Raw genomic sequence first — 17,569 nt, forward strand, 5'->3', positions numbered from 1 at the left:
TCGTTTTGTATAACAAAAAGAAACCGTTCCGATTGCAAATGGTCATACAGCTCACTCATTTGCAATAGGGACGGTTTTCTTAGGGTATAGCATCTCGAAAACGCTCTAATGGACCCAGGAGCCCTTAATTACCCACAATCAGCCTAATATTTGTTGTAACCGGACCGTACGGCCGCTATTTGGCCAATAATGCCCCGGTAGAGCGCCAAAATGGCTAAATAACGTCCCTCGGGTCCGTTACAAATTCCAAATGCGTGGATGGAGGCGGTAAGCGGCTCTGAGGTCCGTTAAAAAAAGCTTGGCAGGCTTTTATTAGATAAACCGCGTGGCAGCCCGCTCCAAATCATCTGCACTCCAGCGTGACCAGCCAGTCAGGCTGGAATCTGGAGTGGAACGAAACGTCATCATCTCCTTAGAGATGGGATGAGGCATGCTTACCGAAGTGGACCAGAGCAGGACAGAGCCATGCGACGTGTGGCGTTTGTCGTTGCCAGCAGTTGCAGGGGCGCCATACTTCGCGTCACCGTATAACGGGCATCCGATTGCAGCCATCTGTGCGCGAATTTGATGCGACCGTCCTGTATGCAGTTTTACTGCGACTAGCGACAGGCTGCCGATATGGCCCATCACCGCATAGTCGAGTATCGCTTCCTTAGCATCTGCCACAGGGCGATCAAACGTTTCAGACACGTTTCGCTTGCTATCCTTGCGCATATAGTGCTTCAGCGTGCCATAGGGCTGCGCAGGCTCGCCGTGAACGATCGCCATGTATGTTTTGCCAAATACACGACTGCGAACCGTTTCAGACAGCCTAGAAGCCGCCTTGGACGTCTTAGCGAACACCATCGCGCCGCCTACAGGGCGGTCTAGCCGATGCACAAGCCCGAGAAATACGTTGCCGGGCTTGTTATGCCGTTCCTTAAGATCCGCTTTTAAAAGGGTTAGCATATCTGGATCGCCAGAGTCATCCTCCTGTGAAGGAATGCCGGGCGGCTTCACGACAACCAACAAATGATTGTCCTCGAACAGGACCGGGATGCGCGAGTCAGCAGGCGCACCTTGCGATTCCGGCTGGTAGCCGCTTGTCATTCGCCGGACTCCCAGCGTCCCAGAATGCCGCAAGGCAGGTTTAAGCCCGATTGGGAAATCGGCAATCCAATTTCTCCGCAATGGATATTGCCGCCGTGTTTACGCCCGATTGTCATATGCAAAATGTTATGCAGGACCGATGGGGAGATGCCGGTCGTGTAAGAGTTAATCAAGACGAACAATGGCTTGTCCGACAAGATCGTCGTACAAAGCTCGAGGAATGGATAAAGGTTTTCTTCCAGCTTCCAAGTCTCGCCATTCGTTCCGCGGCCATAGGAAGGCGGGTCCATAATAATGGCATCGTACTGCCGCTCGCGGCGCTGTTCGCGCTGTACGAATTTGAATACATCATCGGTAATGTAACGAATTGGAGCATTTTGCAAGCCAGACAGCTCCGCATTTTCTTTGCACCATTGCACCATGCCTTTGGCTGCATCGACGTGCACGACATCAGCGCCTGCTGCTGCACATGCAACCGTAGCGCCGCCTGTATAGCCGAACAGATTAAGCACGCGGATCGGGCGGTTCGCGCTCTTGATCCGGTCCATCATCCATTGCCAATTGACTGCTTGCTCAGGGAAGAGGCCCGTATGCTTGAAATTCGTAGGCCGGATATGAAATGAAAGCGGACCGTACGAGACGGTCCACCGGTCAGGAAGCTTCGTGCGATATTCCCATTGTCCGCCGCCGGAACTGCTCCGGTGATAGTGCCCATCTGCTGTTTTCCATTGCTGTGATTCATTGGCGATTGGCCAAATAATTTGGGGATCGGGACGGCGCAAGATGTACTTGCCCCAACGCTCCAGCTTATCGCCGTCTCCTGTGTCTAGCAGTTCGTAGTCGTTCCAATTGTTAGCGATGTACATGCGGTAATTCATTTCCTTCCTCAACGTTAAATTTATAGCCGACGCCTCGCATGGTCACGATCCAGCGTGGATTTGCAGGGTCTGGTTCAATTTTTTTGCGCAAATTGCTCATATGTACCATAAGCGTTCTTGTATCCCCGATGCTGTTTACGCCCCAGACCGCTTCATACAAGTTAGCCAGCTGGAAAGCGCGATTCGGTTGCGTGGCGAGCAGGGCGAGCAATTCGAATTCCTTGACGGACAAAGATACATATTGATCACAGACCCGAACTGTACGGGCTGTCAGGTCAATGACGAGACCGTCGAATACGAGCTGGTCCCGCGCTGGCTTGTCGCGCTGCTCGGATTGCAGCGATTGCCGGCGCAGATGCGCCTTGACTCTAGCAACTAATTGGCCAGGGCTGAAAGGCTTAGTCATATAGTCATCGCCGCCAACGGACAAACCGTGTATAATGTCGTTATCGTCGCTCTTGGCGCTGACGAACAGCACCGGAACAGCCGTTATTTCACGGATTTGCTGGCATACATCAAGCCCGTTTAATTGTTTCAATAGGACGTCCAGTACAATCAAATCAGGGCGAACCTCGTCCACCAGTCGCAGCGCATCGGTCCCGTTGTCGGCCGCATAAACGGCGTAACCTTCCCGCTGGAGATAGAGGGTCATGAGCTCTATGATTTCCGGTTCGTCGTCTACGACCAAAATTTTGCTCACATTCATCTTCCATCCTCCTTGCTTTCTCGCTTATTATAATCGAAGCGCTGCATTTGAAGCAACGATGATCATAGGGAATGCCGCGATACATATACCCTCTAGGGAGTGATAGGCTATTCGTAAATCCGCTTGGATAATCGTGATCGTATTGATCGCGGTTGTCATATTAAACGTAGGCCTCTTTAATCAATACGATGCGAACAATGGGCCTAAACAGCCAGTTGCTGTTAATGGCGTGCTTGATCTGTCCAACTGGGACATACCGAGCGAAGGAATTGCCAAGCTAGACGGCAAGTGGGCGTTCTATGATGGTAGGCTGTTAGAGCCCTGGTCGAAGTGGGACGCCTCACAGAAAGCTGATTACGTGCCTGTGCCATCCTCATGGAACAGCTATTCCAGCGAGAAGGATTTTGCAAGCGGGCAGGGGTATGCGACCTATCGGCTTACGGTTCGGACACAGCCTAATATGGGAGCGTTGGCGATTCGTGTCCCGAATATCTTTAGCGCTTACAAGCTCTGGATCAATGGGAGACTGCTTGCCGAAGCGGGCCACGTAGCGACGGACAAGTCACATTCCAAGGCTGAGCAGTACCCGCGGATCATTACGTTTAATGCTGACAGCGGAACGGCGGATCTCATTATTCAAGTGTCGAATTACGAGCATCGTAAAGGAGGCATATGGTCCGGCTTTACGATGGGGACGAGCCAACAGATCGTTAGGCAAGAAATTATTGCCGTAGCGGAGCAAATGCTCATCATCGGCAGCTTATTTATTATCGGGACCTATCATCTGGGCCTTTATGCGTTCAGGAGACGAGAGCGGTTCACGCTCCCGTTTGGCTTGTTATGCTTGCTTGTGGCGCTTCGAATGGGCGTGACTGGGGAGACGATGCTGTTCCAGCGGTTCCCTAACTTGCCATGGGAATTTGGCATGCGGATCGAATATATCGCATTTGCCTTAACCGGCGTTGCCGGCTATGCGTACATTTTCCGGATGTTCCCGATGGATGGCTCCAGACGCTTCTTTAAGCTAGCTTATTTGATCGGAATCGTGCTCTCGATCGCAACATTGGCCTTGCCAACGATTATCTTTACGCGGTGGCTCGTCATTTATCAGCTGTTTATCATTTCAGTATGTGCGTATTGCTTCTATGTCGTCGTGAAAGCGAGATTACGAAAGCGAGAAGGCTCAACCTTAGTTCTCACGGGCTTGTCGATCTTTATCGCAACGGTCATTAACGATATTTTGTTCTATGGGGAGCAACTTGTTTCGGTGCAGCTGGTGCCAATCGGCGTGACGTTCTTTATTTTGATGCAATCATTGATTCTATCGAATCGATTCACATTTGCTTTGCAAAAAGTAGAGCTTGTTTCCAAAGAGCTGCGTGAGCTAAACATGCATCTAGAGAAGCGTGTTGTCGAGCGGACAGATGAGCTTCAGCGTTCGTATGCATCACTTGAGCAGTCGACTGGGGAGTTGGAGAAGCAGGAGAAATCAAGGCGGCATCTGTTGTCTAACATATCCCATGATTTGCGGACGCCCATGACGCTGGTGCAAGGGTATCTAGAGGCGATGCGCGATGGGGTCGTGGACGATAAAGAGCAGCAGCGGCGCTACATCCAGATGATGCTCGGCAAGCTGTCACGGCTCAACGGGCTTATTGACGACCTATTCGAGTTGTCGAAGCTAGAAGCAGGGCAGGTCCGGTTCCATTACGAGACAGTTGGCCTTCGGGATTGGCTGGAGTCGCTCTATCTATCGTTCGAAACTGATGTCGCTAAAGACGGCGGGGTATTGGAGTGCTACTACAATGGAGAGCTCCTTGCCTTTGATTCTATTGAGCCTGAAGGCAGTGTTTCTGTAATTTCTATCGACGTGCCAGCTGTTCGTATCGATATGGCTCGCATGGAGCAAGTCATTTCGAATTTGGTTTATAATGCACTGCGCTATTTGCCTGACGGCGGGCCTGAACAGCGGATTCGAATTGATGCGTATGAAGCAGGGGAAGTTGCGTTTATCGAGGTAAAGGATACAGGAAGCGGCATTGATCCTGAAGATCTGCCCCATGTATTTGATCGCTTCTACAAGAAGGATAAGTCACGCAATTCCTCTGAGGCAGGGAGCGGCTTAGGGCTAGCTATCGTTAAGGAAATTGTCTTGCAGCATGACGGCGTAATTGAAGCGCGCAGTGTCAAGAATGAAGGTGCTTTATTTATTATTCAATTGCCGATTGCCAAGTAGTTATGGTTAGGCAAACATCGATTAAGGGAGAGAGACCACTTGAAGAAACAGCAAATGATTGCAGGGGCGGCATTCGTCCTCTGCGTTGCCTTATTTGGTGTGCTTGCATTGACATTGCCTGAGGCAGGGCCATCACGTGTGGATGAGCGTGTTGCTCAGGGCGTCCGTACGATAGCTGGCAACAGCGGGGAGGAGTGTTGGAGAAGTGTGACCCAGCTTGGGTCTTCGGTGGCGATTGTCTATGCGGCATGGTTCGGTTGGCGCAATCGCACGATTAGCGCGTTATTGATACCGATGGCTGGTGCAGCCGCTTATGGCGTGAATCAAGTGTTAAAAGCAATTGTCGATCGGCCACGGCCAGTTGGCGCTTGGGGCATCGAAGTGGACGGTTCCAGCTTCCCGAGCGGCAATGCAATGCTTGCTATGGCAGTCTACGGCACGATTGCGGTTTCCTTCGTCTTGTATGCTGCAGCCAGCCGAGCCGTGAAGGCAACAGTCGGTGCGGTCGGCTTTCTCATCATCATCGCTGTAGGCTTTAGCCGGCTATACTTTAGTGTGCATTATTTCACGGACATCTTGGCTGGCTATGCAGCTGGCGGCAGTATCATGCTCGCAGCGCTCCATCTGCTGAACCTGACGCTGAGCCGGGGCAAGCGTTACTAACAGCGTTGTTGCTGACGGGAGCAATCAGCTATCTTTCTGTTCATCTGGCAGTTAATCTGACTGCCGGATGACGTCCATCATTTTGGTAATGGACTGCTTGCGCTTATCTTGATCCATCGTGTTCAGCAGCCGGAAGATTTCAACCGTCTCCGGCGATAACCCCGCCTCTGATTTTCCGTATTCCCCTCCGATAATATAATCCAATGAAACCTCGAAATAGGATGAAAGTTTAATTAAGGTGTCATAAACGGGTTGCCGATTGTTGATCTCGTAATGACTGTAAGCGGAGCGTGTAATGCCGATTTGTCTCGCCACCTCTTCCTGAGATAAGTTTTTTCGCAGTCGAAGTTCTCTCAATCGATCTCCCATCGTCATCGTCATGTCATTACTCCTTACGGTTAAACTGCAATCGTATTCAGTACTACTATTTAATTTATGATACAAATTGTATCATTGTCAAGTTTTTGAACAACTTTCCGCGCGGAAACGTAAATCTAAAGCAAAAAAGAGCCAGCTGTGGCCGGAATGCAGCCTTGCGCTGCCGTCGAAACAATGGCAAGGCAGTCGCCAATGGAGTATACTTTAAAAATAGACTTTTACCCGCAGGAATACTTCGTGTGGCATTGGAAAGGAAGTTAGGATAGTCATGATCGTTAAGACAGAGGAAGAATGGCAGGGCTTGCGAGAAATAGGAGCGATCGTTGCGCATGTGCGCGATGCGTTGATCGCACAGGTCAAAGTAGGCATCACGACGCTTGAGCTGGACAAATTAGGCGGCGAGCTGTTGGCGAAGCATGGGGCGGAATCGGCTCCAATAAAAATGTATGAGTTTCCAGGCTTCACTTGCATAAGCGTGAATGAAACTGTAGCTCACGGCATTCCAGGTGATTATGTGATCAAAGAAGGCGATATCGTCAATGTGGACGTATCTGCCTATAAGAATGGCTTCTACGCCGATACTGGCGCAACGACGGTTGCAGGATCAGACGTTACTCCACTTAAACAGCGCCTGCTTGAAACAGCAGAGCTCGTTGTTGATGTCTCGATTAAGAAAGCTCGCGCTGGCGCGAAGCTGAACACGCTCGGCGCAGCCGTATACAGGGAAGCGCGCAAACGCGGATTCCACATCGTGCAGAACTTGACTGGGCATGGCATCGGCCGTTCCCTTCACGAAGAACCGGAGCATATCGTAAGCTATTACGATCCAGATGACAAGACCATTTTGGAAGATGGCCAGGTTATTGCATTGGAATCGTTCGTCTCCACTGGCGCAGACCACGTTGTCCAAGGAACAGACGGCTGGGCATTACAGACGACGGATGGCAGCCTTGTTGCGCAGTTCGAGCATACGGTTGTAGTAACAAAGGATAAAGCCGTTATTTTGACGCTTGGCGGCCAATTGAATTAGTTCGTTGTTTAACGAATAAAGAGCATCGGGTGTTCGCCTTGGAAACAAGGAATGCCCAGATGCTCTTTTATTGTGCTATTGGTTATGTCGAACTACAAGGCGTTGTGATTCACTTGCCATTGAATGCCGAATTTGTCAGTGAGGTTGCCATAACTTTCGCTCCAGAAGGTCTTTTGCAGTTCCATCTGGACCGTGCCGCCAACTTTCAGCTTATTGAATACCTGTTGAGTCTCCTCAACACTGTTGCTTTGGTAGGACAAGCTAATGTTTGTGCCCTGCGTGTATGGCATGCCTGGGAATACGTCGGAGAACATCAAGATGCTGCCGCCGATTACGAGGTTTGCGTGCATAACCAAGTTTTTCGCTTCCTCTGGCAGTGGGAAGGAAGGGTCGGATGGCGATTCACCGAACGTATGAATTTGTGAAATTTCTACGTTGAACACCTCAGCATAGAACTCGACAACCTCACGCGTATTTCCGTTAAAGTTCAAGTAAGCATTGATAGACAATTCGATCACTCCTTGATTGGGATTCGGACAAGCTTTAGCCACCTCACCATTGTATACGATCTCATACCGTTCCATAAGTAGGGGAATGTTAATTTTAACAAATATCAACATGAAGTATGTAAATCGAGAGATCGGTCCCATTGGCGAAGCAGATGTCCGATGGCACTATTATCATAGAACATTTGTTCGCATTAATCAAGTGTGGAATATGAGATATTTTACAAAGGAAGGATATTACTTATCATTGTCGAAATATAGGGTTGCAAGCGAGAATTGTCGAATTAGAAGAGAAAAGGGGCTATACAGTGAATCCTAAATTTAGCCATACAAATTATCTGATTAGAAAAAAAGTGCTCTCTTTGGTCGGAGCAAAGTTTCATATTTATGATAAAAACGAGCAATTAGTTATGTTTTCGCAATTAAAGGCGTTTAAGCTGAAGGAAGATATCCGCCTTTATGGCGACGAGTCTATGAATCAAGAGCTGATTACGATTCAAGCGCGCAGCGTGATCGATTTCTCAGCCACTTATGATGTAATCGACGCTGTAACGGGAGAAAACCTCGGATCCCTTCGCCGTAAAGGCATGAAGTCGATCCTCAAGGATGAGTGGGTCATTCTTAGCCCGAATGAATCGGAGATCGGTTTGATCAAAGAAGACAGTACGCTGATGGCGATGCTCAGAAGATTTTTGACGAACTTGATTCCGCAAAAGTTTAACGTTGAGCTGCACGGCAGAAATGTGGCTTTGTTCTATCAAAATTTCAATCCATTCGTTAGCAAGCTGAATGTCGATTTTTCTTTGGATTCGTCCAACCAGTTCGACCGCCGGCTGGGAATTGCGGCAGCCGTGCTGCTGCTTGCAATCGAAGGGAAACAAGGTTAACACGCCTTCATAGTACAATGGCAACAGCGCGTATCGATGTTTAATCGGCGCGCTGTTTGCGTATAACGAATGGGATAGCCGTCAGATCGGTGCACCAAATGTCGGGTTACAGCTCGCAGCTTTTGATAATCTACAGATGAGGGAGGCGTTGTGCATGAATATGCTTGAGAACATGAACAAGGCATTGCGCTATATTGAACAAAACCTGGCAGATGAGATTGATTATAGCGAAGTGGCTAAAAGGGCTGTTTGCTCCGAGTATCATTTTAAACGAATGTTCTCGTTCTTAGCCGGGGTCTCATTATCCGAATATGTTCGTCGCAGGCGGCTAACGCTTGCGGCATTCGAGCTGCAAAACCGTTCAGGCCGCATCATCGACGTGGCGATAAAGTACGGTTATGATTCGCCCGACTCATTCGCTAGAGCCTTTCAAACGCTGCATGGCATCACGCCATCAGAAGCAAGAAACGCAGGGCAATCGTTGAAAGCCTACCCTCAAATGACCTTTCAATTAACGATTCAAGGGGGAAATGAAATGAATTACCGAATTGAGGAAAAGGAAGCTTTTCGTATTGTTGGGCTAATGAAGCGTGTTCCGATTGTGTTTCATGGCGTAAATCCGGACATTGCTGCGATGTGGCAGAGCTTGGATGAACACAAAATTAATGAGCTCAAGCAGCTTTCGAATGTATCGCCAACGGGTTTGGTGAGTGCATCTACGAATTTCTCAGAGGGGCGCATGGAGGAGAAGGGGGAGCTGGACCATTATATTGGCGTAGCTACAACGAACGAATGCCCGGCGCATCTTGCTTCGCTTGAAGTGAAAGCTTCGGCTTGGGCAATATTCGAAGCGGTGGGTCCATTCCCGGCAACGCTCCAAAATGTATGGGGACGCATCTATTCCGAATGGTTTCCTTCATCGAGCTATGAACAAACAGGCGGGCCTGAGATGTTGTGGAATGAGAGCAAGGATATAACGTCGCCGACGTATAGAAGTGAAATTTGGATTCCCGTGTCGAAAATGAAACAAAGCGAAGCTTGAGTTGCTTGTTACGCAACGAACGCAATGAGAAGAGGCAGCCTGAGTGTTTATAGGCTGCCTCTTGCTGTAGGGGAAGGATAGGGCAGGAAAACCTGCCCTATCTAGCCGATTGGCTCGCTAGAGCGCAAATAGGGCAGGAAAACCTGCCCTATGCGCTCACGTTACTTTTTAATTTTGAATCCCAAAGCTTGAGCGAGCTTGTCGAATACTTGTGTATTCTCATAAATGCCCGTGAACAGCTCTGCGTTTTGGCCCATAGCCGTAATTGGAATGTCAACACCTGTATGGCCGGAAGTCGTCCAGTCTACGACGAAATTCAGTTTGGAATTCGCGATCGCGAATGGCCCGTCTTCTTTGGAGATGCCGTCGCCAGTCTCGTCATCCGCATTCACTTCCTCGATCGAGAAGCCGCCAGTTTCATGGTCAGCAAGCACAAGGACGAGCGTGTCGGGATTCTTTTTGGCAAAATCTTTGGCAACTTGAACGGACTTGTCCAGCTCTTGGCCGGCTTTAATCGTCATCTTCGCGTTGTTGCGATGTGCGAACTCATCCGTTCCTTCTTCTTCTACCATTAAGAAGAAGCCTTTTTTGTTAGCGGAGAGCGTTTCGATTGCTTTCTTCGTCATTTCTGGAAGGGAAACGATTGGGTTATAAATGTCGCCTTTGCCTTCCTCGTTTTGTTGGAACATTTCCTCGTTAGCGAACAGCCCAAGCAGCTTGCCGCCTTTTGCTTTTTGCAATTCTGTTTTGCTAGATACGAAGTTATAGCCTAACTTTTTGGCTTTATCGACCAGGTTGCCCTGCGTTCCTTTGCTTTTCTCGGATGGATCTTCTGCAGGCGTATCTTGGAATTTGCCCGGTGTGCCAGCAGGGTACCAGAAATCTTCGCCGCCGCCGAGAATAACGTCGATTTTGCTTTGCGTAAGGAATTGGAGGGCGATATCGCTTTGCTTCGAGCGGTCTTCCACATGAGCGCCGAATGCAGCGCCCGTCGCATCAGTTACTTGGCTTGTCGTAACAACGCCAGTCGACTTGCCCGCGTCTTTCGCATATTCCATAATCGTTTTTACACTTTTCTTATCCGCGTCCATGCCGATAGCGCCGTTGTATGTTTTCACGCCGCTTGCATACGCCGTAGCAGATGCAGCTGAATCGGTAATAGGCACAGTCGAGCTTGTATATATCAGGCCTGCGTATGGCATGGAATCCATTGCAAGGTTGCCTTTCTCACCGACCGTTGCAAGGCGAATCGCATCACGCTGTGCCATGCCCATGCCATCGCCGACGAACAGAATAACGTTTTTCGTTTGCTTAGAAGCTGCGTTCACTTGCTCTGGGGCTTGTCCGCCAATGCTTGCTGTTACGATAAGAGCAGTTGCTGCCGTTCCTAGGATAGCAGCTTTCATGCCGTGTTTTTTTACGAGTTTCACGATGATTCCTCCTCTATTAGGTTTCGACTAGATCTTAGATTACGAGTATTAGGGGATTGTTTTCGTATTATCGAGATAATGTTAAGGCGTAATGCGCATGTGGCAGGCTCAATATTCATGTAAGCCTTTACACTTCCTTCATTTGGGTATAATATCCACATTATGATAACGAAACTTTAGGAGGGATTATGAGATGAGGAAAGCATTCATAGGGTCATTGCTGCTAAGCACACTATGTGTGGGATGTTCGTCACCAAGCGAGGAAGCGCTGAACGGTTCGTCTGGGCAAACAACAGGTGAAACGCAAAACAACGCGGCCCCCAACATCGAGCATATTCAAGTGGACAGCAAGTCTCTTGGCCGGGAGATGGCGGTCGACGTCTATTTGCCGCCAGGTTATGCTGAAAATCAGCAGTATCCTGTTCTGTATATGCTTCATGGGTATGGAGGGAACGCGAGCACGTGGTTTGATTGGCTGGACCTAGATGGGGCTGCTGATCGGCTGATCAATGAAGGGAAGCTGAAGCCAATCATCATCGTAAGCCCGGATATTGCCCGCAGCTTCGGCATCAATTCGATTCCGGGACAAGGCGTCAATCAAGGCGATGTGGATGAAGGTTTATATGAAACTTATTTGAACGAGGAGCTTGTAGCTTATATGGATAGCCATTACCGCACCAATGCTTCACGCGAAAACCGTTATATCGGCGGATTCTCAATGGGCGGTTACGCAGCGCTTTACTTGGCAATGGCACATTCCGAGGATTATAGCAAAGCTGGAGGGCATAGCGCAGCATTGTGGGATTATACGGGTACGGACCTGTATACGGGACAGAGGGATTGGCTGTATCCAACCGAAGAACTACGACAGCTTCGCGACCCGATCTTGATGGCAAGCAACAAGCCCCTGCCTGAGCAGGAGCTGGAAGTGTATTTAGACGCAGGCGATTCCGATGATTTGGCTGAGAAGGACGAGAAGCTATATGACGCGCTGAAAGCGGGCGGTTATAAGGTGGAATGGCATTTATCAGACGGCGGCCATGACATTAATTATTGGTCGAGCCAGTTGGACAATTACCTCTTATTTTATGCGAAAGCACGATAACCACGCACATGATTACAAGGGTAATGCGTAGGTGATTCGACAATTTACTCGTTAAACGAATAGGATAATAGTCTCATTTTAGGTATCGTTAGTTAATTATCTATTATTTTATTTTCTTTGACAAAAGATGGAGACCGGTGATAGAATCCGAATCGAAATAACGATAAACTTATCGCAATGAATCGTTTATTCGCAGCAGCAGTCTGCTTGCTCGAATAGAACGGTTAGAGGAGGTGTTTGTGCAAACGTTTGCGTAATTTGTGGAACATGGTGAATCAATTCGTAAACGAAGCAACGCTAGAAGCATACGAAAGATCGGCAAGACCAATAACGAGAGGGGCGTTTAGAGATGAGTGAATTGGCGGAACAAACAGTATTGGATTTTCGGGTAGATATTAACGGGTATTTGGACGGTTTGAAGGCTGTGCTTGACCAAATGGATTTGGACGAGATCAATACAGTGATGGGAAAATTGGTGGAGGCTAACAAGCGACAGGGCTTTATTTATATTTTCGGCAATGGTGGAAGCGCTTCAACGGCGTCGCATTTCGTGAACGATTTTAACAAAGGCACTAGCGAAAACTTACGCACCAAATTCCGTTTTTACTGCTTGAACGACAGCGTGTCTACTGTTATGGCAATTGCCAATGACATCGGTTATGAGCATATTTTCAAAATCCAGCTCGAAAACCTGTTGACGCCAAATGACGTGGTAATCGGCATCTCGGGCAGCGGCAATTCGAAAAACGTCGTAGCGGCAATCGAATATGCGAATTCAGTCGGAGCGGAAACGATCGGATTGGTCGGCTATGATGGCGGAAAAGTCAAACAGCTGGCCGATTGCTCGATCCACGTCCCGATTCACGATATGCAAAAGGTAGAGGATGTCCATATGATCATGGACCATCTTATGATGGGCATTTTGAAAGAGTATCTGGAGAGGTGCCAGGCATGATTATTAGCCAGACGCCGCTGCGCGTCAGCTTCTTCGGCGGCGGGACGGATCTGAGGGATTATTACGAGTTGCACAGCGGGGCGGTCACTAGCGTGACGATTGATAAGTATGTTTATGTCACCGTAAAACGCCGCTGTGACGACGATATCGTGTTGAATTACGCTGAGCGGGAGCAAGTGCGTAACGTCTGTGATATTCAGCATCCGATTTTCCGGGAAGCGCTTCAAATCGCTGGCATTACGAAAGGGATCGAAATAACGAGCGTTGCTGACATCCCTTCGCAAGGCAGCGGCCTTGGCTCATCCAGTACGTTCACGGTAGGGCTGCTCAATGCATTGTTCGCTTACCAGGGCCAGCCGAAAAATGCGCATGAATTAGCCGAGCTGGCATGCCATATCGAGATTGACCGGCTGGGAGAGCCGATCGGCAAGCAGGACCAATATGCCGCTGCATTCGGCGGCTTCAAGCAATATGTGTTTCAGCCAGATGGCAAGGTGGACGTCGAATCGCTAGGCTTGTCGCTAGAGCAGGCTCGCATGCTGCAGCGCAACGTATTGATGTTCTACACGGGCATCACACGCAGGGCATCGGCTGTTCTAGGTGACCAGAAGGCGAAGACTAGCGGCAATCTCGATCATCTGCATGCGTTGAAGGAGCTGTCCCAGCAAGGCAAAGGCAGTCTTGCTAACTGCGATATCCCGTTAATTGGCGAGCTGCTCGACCGGAACTGGGAGAGCAAGAAGCAGCTGTCAGACAAGATCCATAACGAGGAAATTAACCGAATTTACGATCTAGGCAAACTTGCCGGAGCGTATGGGGGCAAGCTGCTTGGTGCTGGCGGCGGCGGGTTTTTCTTGTTCGTGTGCCCGCCGGACAAGCAGCAGGCTGTCCGCAAGGCGCTTAAGGATTATAAGGAATTGCCAGTCGCGTTCGATGCATATGGCAGCCGCATTATTCTTAACCTGAACGACACCAGCGGATTTTTGCAATATCAGGAAGCAGACGCGCTTGCAACAGTTGGTTAACAATCGCAGCATCGGCCATCCGGCAGCAGGCAGCTATGCCCGTCGCCGGATGTTCGTTTATAGGCACTGCTGTGGGACAGCGGTAGCTGCGGAAAGGAAAGCGAAATGGACGATGAGGTCAAAAGTGCAGTAAAAACGAGGCGTGTACTGGCATATATCCTCTCCTTATGCAAGCCTTACCCTTTTGAAATCGCAATTTGTTTTCTTGGAGCGGTATGCGGCACGTTTTTCGATCTGATTCAAGCCCGGTATTTGAAGGATGTCGTGGACCAAGCGCTTGCAGGCGACAAGAGCGGGTTTCAGATGGCGGTTGCCGCCATCATCGTCATTTTGTTGGCTGGCTGTGCGTTCCGCTATGCGATCAAATATTTCTCGGGGCATCTGGGCATCCGAATTGTGCAAGATATTCGGCGCCAATTGGCTTACCGGTTAGGCCGGCTTCCCTCTGCGTACTTGGACCATTCGCATTCTGGCGATATCGTTGCCCGATTGAATAACGATGTCGGCTCGATTGCAGGGTTTGCCGAATGGCAGCTCGTTAATTTGATCTACTCGCCGCTCGTTATTATCGGCGTCATGTCTTATCTCCTTATTTTCAATTGGAAGTTGCTGCTCGCCAGCATGATCCTGCTGCCTGCTGCGATGTTCGCATCACGCAAGTTGGGCAAAGCCATCAGCAAATATGCGATTCAGCTGCAGAGAAGCTTCGCAGATTATAACGCCGTCATTCAGGACGCGACTGCGGGCATCGTAACGGTGAAAGCTTATCGGCTGGAGCCCGTATTATTTGCCAAAATGCAAAGCGTAACGGAGCGCATCCGCGATCTTCAACGGAAAACCGATTGGCGATGCCTCTTTATTGCGCCGGTATCGATGGTGCTGCAGGTGGCGCCGCAGATGAGCTGTGTGCTGTACGGCGGATATTTGACGACGACGGGCCAGCTGACGCCGGGGGAGCTGCTGACCTTTACGTATTTGCTCGGTTTTGTGACGGGACCATTATCCGGCCTGCCGGGCCTAATTGTGAACGTTAGGGTTACATTGGAGTCGGCAAAGCGAGTTGTAGAGCTGGTTGATGAGCCGGAGGAGCGAAGCGGGGGCGAAGTGTACGCACTGGAAGATGCAGCTGTGCCAGTCCGATTCGACGGCGTTCGCTTCGGCTATGAGGAACGGGAGCTTGTGTTGCACGAGTTTGGCGCGGAGTTTAAGCCAAATGCAATGACTGCAATCGTAGGGCCAAGCGGCTGCGGCAAAAGCACAATCGTTAAGCTGTTATGCGGCTTCGATGAGCGGTACGAGGGCTCGATTGCCTTGTATGGCGGAGAGCTTAAGCGTTGGGATATCAAGGAAGCGCGTGCGCAAATCGCAGTCGTTTCGCAATTTTCCTATTTGTTCCCGGGCTCTGTCTACGACAACATTGCTTACGGCAATTTAAGTGCGACTAGAGAAGAAGTGCTAGAAGCAGCCCGAATGGCAAACGCTGACGGCTTTATTCAAGCTTGGCCCGATGGGTATGACACGATCGTGGGCGAACGCGGAGCCTCTTTGTCGGGCGGACAGCGCCAGCGAATTGCAATCGCGCGCGCATTGTTGAAGAATGCGCCGATTCTTGTGCTGGATGAGCCGACCTCTGCGTTGGACGCCCAGGCCGAGGCTGAGGTGCAAGCCGTGCTGGAACAGCTCGTTCATAGCCGAACGGTGCTCGTTATCGCGCATCGGCTGTCTACGATTCGAGAAGCAGATGAGATTATTGTCATGGCGGAAGGAAAAGTGGCGGATCGCGGAACCCATCGGGAGCTTACGGCGCGCAATGATTGGTATAGCGAGATGTGCAAGCGGCAGCAAGCGGGAACCGAGGTGGGAGAGGCTGTATGATCATTACGCAATATTGGAAGGAATTCGTGCGAGTGATGGCCTATATGAAGCCTCGCGCATGGGATTATGGCATCGGAATTGTAGGCAATAACGCGATTGCTGCCATCGGCTTGAATATCTTGATGGCATTTATGTACAAGGACATCGTCAATGCGGCTGTTCAAGGGGATGGCGCGATGCTCATACGCTCGGTAGCTTCTGCAGTTGGCATATTAGCCGTTTCAAGCTTTGCATGCACGTTCTTAACCTATCGGTACAATACCTGCATCCGGTATACGATGACCGACATTCGGCAGCAGGCGTTCCGACATGTGGAGAAGCTGCCTTTATCCCGATTCGAGAAAACGCATAGCGGCGAGCTGTTATCCCGATTGACGAACGATCTGAATACCGTCGAGCATTTGTATGCGGATTCGCTTGGCGGGCTCGTGTATGCCATCGTCGTCGGCGTTGGCGCGATGATCGCCATGTTTGCTTTGAATGTACAGATCGCACTGTTCGCCATTGGGCTTGGCATCGTCACGTTCTTGTTGAACACAGCTTTTGCCGGGTCATTCCGAAGGATCAACGATGACATTCAGCGCGGCGCGGGCAAAATGACGCAGGCGCTGTCTGATGTATTGGCTGGCATGCCTATCGTCAAAATGTTCGCACTCGACCGTATCATTATCCGCAAATACGATGACACCAATGCGAACGTAGCGAATCTTAGCATTAAGCGCGTCCGCAAATACGCGGTGCTTGATGTCGTCAATTCCATTATGGGGAGCCTCAGCTTCGTCGGCATTGTCATTATCGGAGGCGTGATGGCGCTCAACAAAGGCACGGACTTTGGCACCGTCATGGCGTTCGTGAAACTGCAAGGCAACATTGGGTTTCTATTCGTGTCAGCGGGCAATCTCATGAATGATGTGCAGCGCGTGCTATCGGGCGCGAGCCGGGTATTCGAGCTGCTTGATACGGAAACGGAGCCAGAAGGGTATGCAGAGCGTTTGCCGGAAAGCGGGCCACATGCGATCGAGTTGAACGGGATGTGTTTTGAATATACGGATGGGTTGCCCGTGTTGAATGGGCTCAATATTCAGATCCGAAGCGGCCAGACGATTGCGCTCGTTGGCCCAAGCGGCAGCGGCAAAAGCACGATAGCTAAGCTATTGCTCGGCTTGTATCCGTCTGCCGAAGGCTCGATACGTTACTGGGGAAGGGATGCTTCGGTCTATAGCTTAGCCCAAATCAGAGAGATGATCGCTTATGTGCCCCAAGATGCGTATTTATTCGACGGTACGCTTGAGGAAAATATCAGCTATGGCAATCTCCTTGAGGATGAGGGCAAGCGGGAGCGGATCAAGGGGGCAGCAGCAGCGGCGAATGCGCATGCCTTTATAGCGAAGGAGCCAGACGGCTACGCGACCGAAATCGGTGAAGCAGGCGGGCGATTGTCTGGCGGCCAGAAGCAGCGGGTTGCGATTGCGCGGGCGCTATTAGCGGATGCGCCGATTTTGCTCATGGATGAGCCAACCTCAGCATTGGATGCGGACTCGGAGAGGCAGATCGAGGAGGCGCTTCGCAAGCTGAGAGAGACGCGCAAAGAGCAGACAGTCATCATAATTGCGCACCGCCTGTCGACGATTGAGCATGCGGACCACATCTTCGTGCTGGAGCACGGCCAGGTCGTTGAAGAGGGGGACCATAACGAACTTTTGCGGCAAAAAGGGTTATATGAGCGATTATACCGGCTTCAATGCCAAGCAGCGGCAGGCTAAG

16 protein-coding genes are annotated in these 17,569 nt (G+C 50.2%); 10 read left to right on the forward strand and 6 right to left on the reverse strand.

Going from position 1 to position 17,569, the window contains the following annotated elements; translation table 11 throughout:
• Positions 1-312: 312 nt before the first annotated feature.
• Genes GON22_RS08320 through GON22_RS08330 form a run of 3 tightly spaced genes read right to left on the reverse strand, consistent with a single transcriptional unit; the run spans position 313 to position 2,673 of the window.
• Entirely contained in the window at positions 313-1,089 is a 777-nt protein-coding gene (locus GON22_RS08320) for an RluA family pseudouridine synthase (protein ID WP_160395655.1), read from the reverse strand.
• Entirely contained in the window at positions 1,086-1,955 is an 870-nt protein-coding gene (locus GON22_RS08325) for a class I SAM-dependent methyltransferase (protein WP_160395793.1), read from the reverse strand. The genes GON22_RS08320 and GON22_RS08325 overlap by 4 nt, the downstream gene beginning before the upstream one ends.
• Positions 1,942-2,673, reverse strand: a complete 732-nt coding sequence (locus tag GON22_RS08330; RefSeq protein ID WP_160395656.1) for a response regulator transcription factor — start codon at positions 2,671-2,673, stop codon at positions 1,942-1,944. Before GON22_RS08330 ends, GON22_RS08325 begins: the two co-directional genes overlap by 14 nt.
• A gap of 133 nt (positions 2,674-2,806) precedes the next feature.
• On the opposite strand from GON22_RS08330, the gene GON22_RS08335 reads away from it, so the two are divergent.
• Together GON22_RS08335 and GON22_RS08340 are read left to right on the forward strand one after the other, a co-directional pair.
• Entirely contained in the window at positions 2,807-4,909 is a 2,103-nt protein-coding gene (locus GON22_RS08335) for an ATP-binding protein (protein ID WP_160395657.1), read from the forward strand.
• Positions 4,910-4,948: 39 nt separating this feature from the next.
• The gene (locus GON22_RS08340; protein ID WP_160395658.1) at positions 4,949-5,572 is read left to right on the forward strand and encodes a phosphatase PAP2 family protein; all 624 of its coding nucleotides are present in this window, start codon (positions 4,949-4,951) and stop codon (positions 5,570-5,572) included.
• Between the two features lie 51 nt (positions 5,573-5,623).
• Here GON22_RS08340 and GON22_RS08345 read toward each other — a convergent pair whose 3' ends face one another.
• Complete coding sequence (locus GON22_RS08345; RefSeq protein ID WP_160395659.1) at positions 5,624-5,953, reverse strand: helix-turn-helix transcriptional regulator; 330 nt, start codon at positions 5,951-5,953, stop codon at positions 5,624-5,626.
• 265 nt (positions 5,954-6,218) lie between these two features.
• Between GON22_RS08345 and map the strand changes: the two genes are divergently transcribed.
• Positions 6,219-6,980 carry a type I methionyl aminopeptidase gene (gene map / locus GON22_RS08350; protein ID WP_160395660.1) on the forward strand — a complete coding sequence of 254 codons (762 nt, stop codon included), beginning with the start codon at positions 6,219-6,221 and terminating at the stop codon, positions 6,978-6,980.
• 92 nt (positions 6,981-7,072) lie between these two features.
• Here the strand turns inward: map and GON22_RS08355 are convergent, their stop codons facing one another.
• A complete protein-coding gene (locus GON22_RS08355; protein WP_160395661.1) occupies positions 7,073-7,489 on the reverse strand; it encodes a VOC family protein in 417 nt (138 codons plus the stop codon).
• A 407-nt stretch (positions 7,490-7,896) separates the two neighbouring features.
• On the opposite strand from GON22_RS08355, the gene GON22_RS08360 reads away from it, so the two are divergent.
• Complete coding sequence (locus GON22_RS08360; RefSeq protein WP_237179079.1) at positions 7,897-8,373, forward strand: hypothetical protein; 477 nt, start codon at positions 7,897-7,899, stop codon at positions 8,371-8,373.
• Positions 8,374-8,527: 154 nt separating this feature from the next.
• Positions 8,528-9,415 carry an AraC family transcriptional regulator gene (locus tag GON22_RS08365; RefSeq protein ID WP_160395663.1) on the forward strand — a complete coding sequence of 296 codons (888 nt, stop codon included), beginning with the start codon at positions 8,528-8,530 and terminating at the stop codon, positions 9,413-9,415.
• 161 nt (positions 9,416-9,576) lie between these two features.
• Here the strand turns inward: GON22_RS08365 and GON22_RS08370 are convergent, their stop codons facing one another.
• Positions 9,577-10,821 (reverse strand): alkaline phosphatase, encoded by a 1,245-nt coding sequence (locus tag GON22_RS08370; protein ID WP_160395794.1) that lies wholly within the window; start codon positions 10,819-10,821, stop codon positions 9,577-9,579.
• A 217-nt stretch (positions 10,822-11,038) separates the two neighbouring features.
• Between GON22_RS08370 and GON22_RS08375 the strand changes: the two genes are divergently transcribed.
• From GON22_RS08375 to GON22_RS08395, 5 genes are all read left to right on the forward strand, one after another.
• On the forward strand, positions 11,039-11,950 hold the full coding sequence (locus GON22_RS08375; RefSeq protein WP_160395664.1) for an alpha/beta hydrolase: 912 nt from the start codon (positions 11,039-11,041) through the stop codon (positions 11,948-11,950).
• Between the two features lie 349 nt (positions 11,951-12,299).
• Complete coding sequence (locus GON22_RS08380; protein WP_160395665.1) at positions 12,300-12,905, forward strand: SIS domain-containing protein; 606 nt, start codon at positions 12,300-12,302, stop codon at positions 12,903-12,905.
• A complete protein-coding gene (locus tag GON22_RS08385) occupies positions 12,902-13,930 on the forward strand; it encodes a GHMP family kinase ATP-binding protein (protein WP_160395666.1) in 1,029 nt (342 codons plus the stop codon). The genes GON22_RS08380 and GON22_RS08385 overlap by 4 nt, the downstream gene beginning before the upstream one ends.
• Positions 13,931-14,035: 105 nt before the next feature.
• Entirely contained in the window at positions 14,036-15,805 is a 1,770-nt protein-coding gene (locus GON22_RS08390) for an ABC transporter ATP-binding protein (RefSeq protein WP_160395667.1), read from the forward strand.
• On the forward strand, positions 15,802-17,568 hold the full coding sequence (locus GON22_RS08395; protein WP_160395668.1) for an ABC transporter ATP-binding protein: 1,767 nt from the start codon (positions 15,802-15,804) through the stop codon (positions 17,566-17,568). The genes GON22_RS08390 and GON22_RS08395 overlap by 4 nt, the downstream gene beginning before the upstream one ends.
• The last annotated feature ends 1 nt before the right edge of the window (position 17,569 follow it).

This window comes from Paenibacillus sp. MMS18-CY102, assembly GCF_009789195.1.
GTDB lineage: Bacteria > Bacillota > Bacilli > Paenibacillales > Paenibacillaceae > Paenibacillus_T.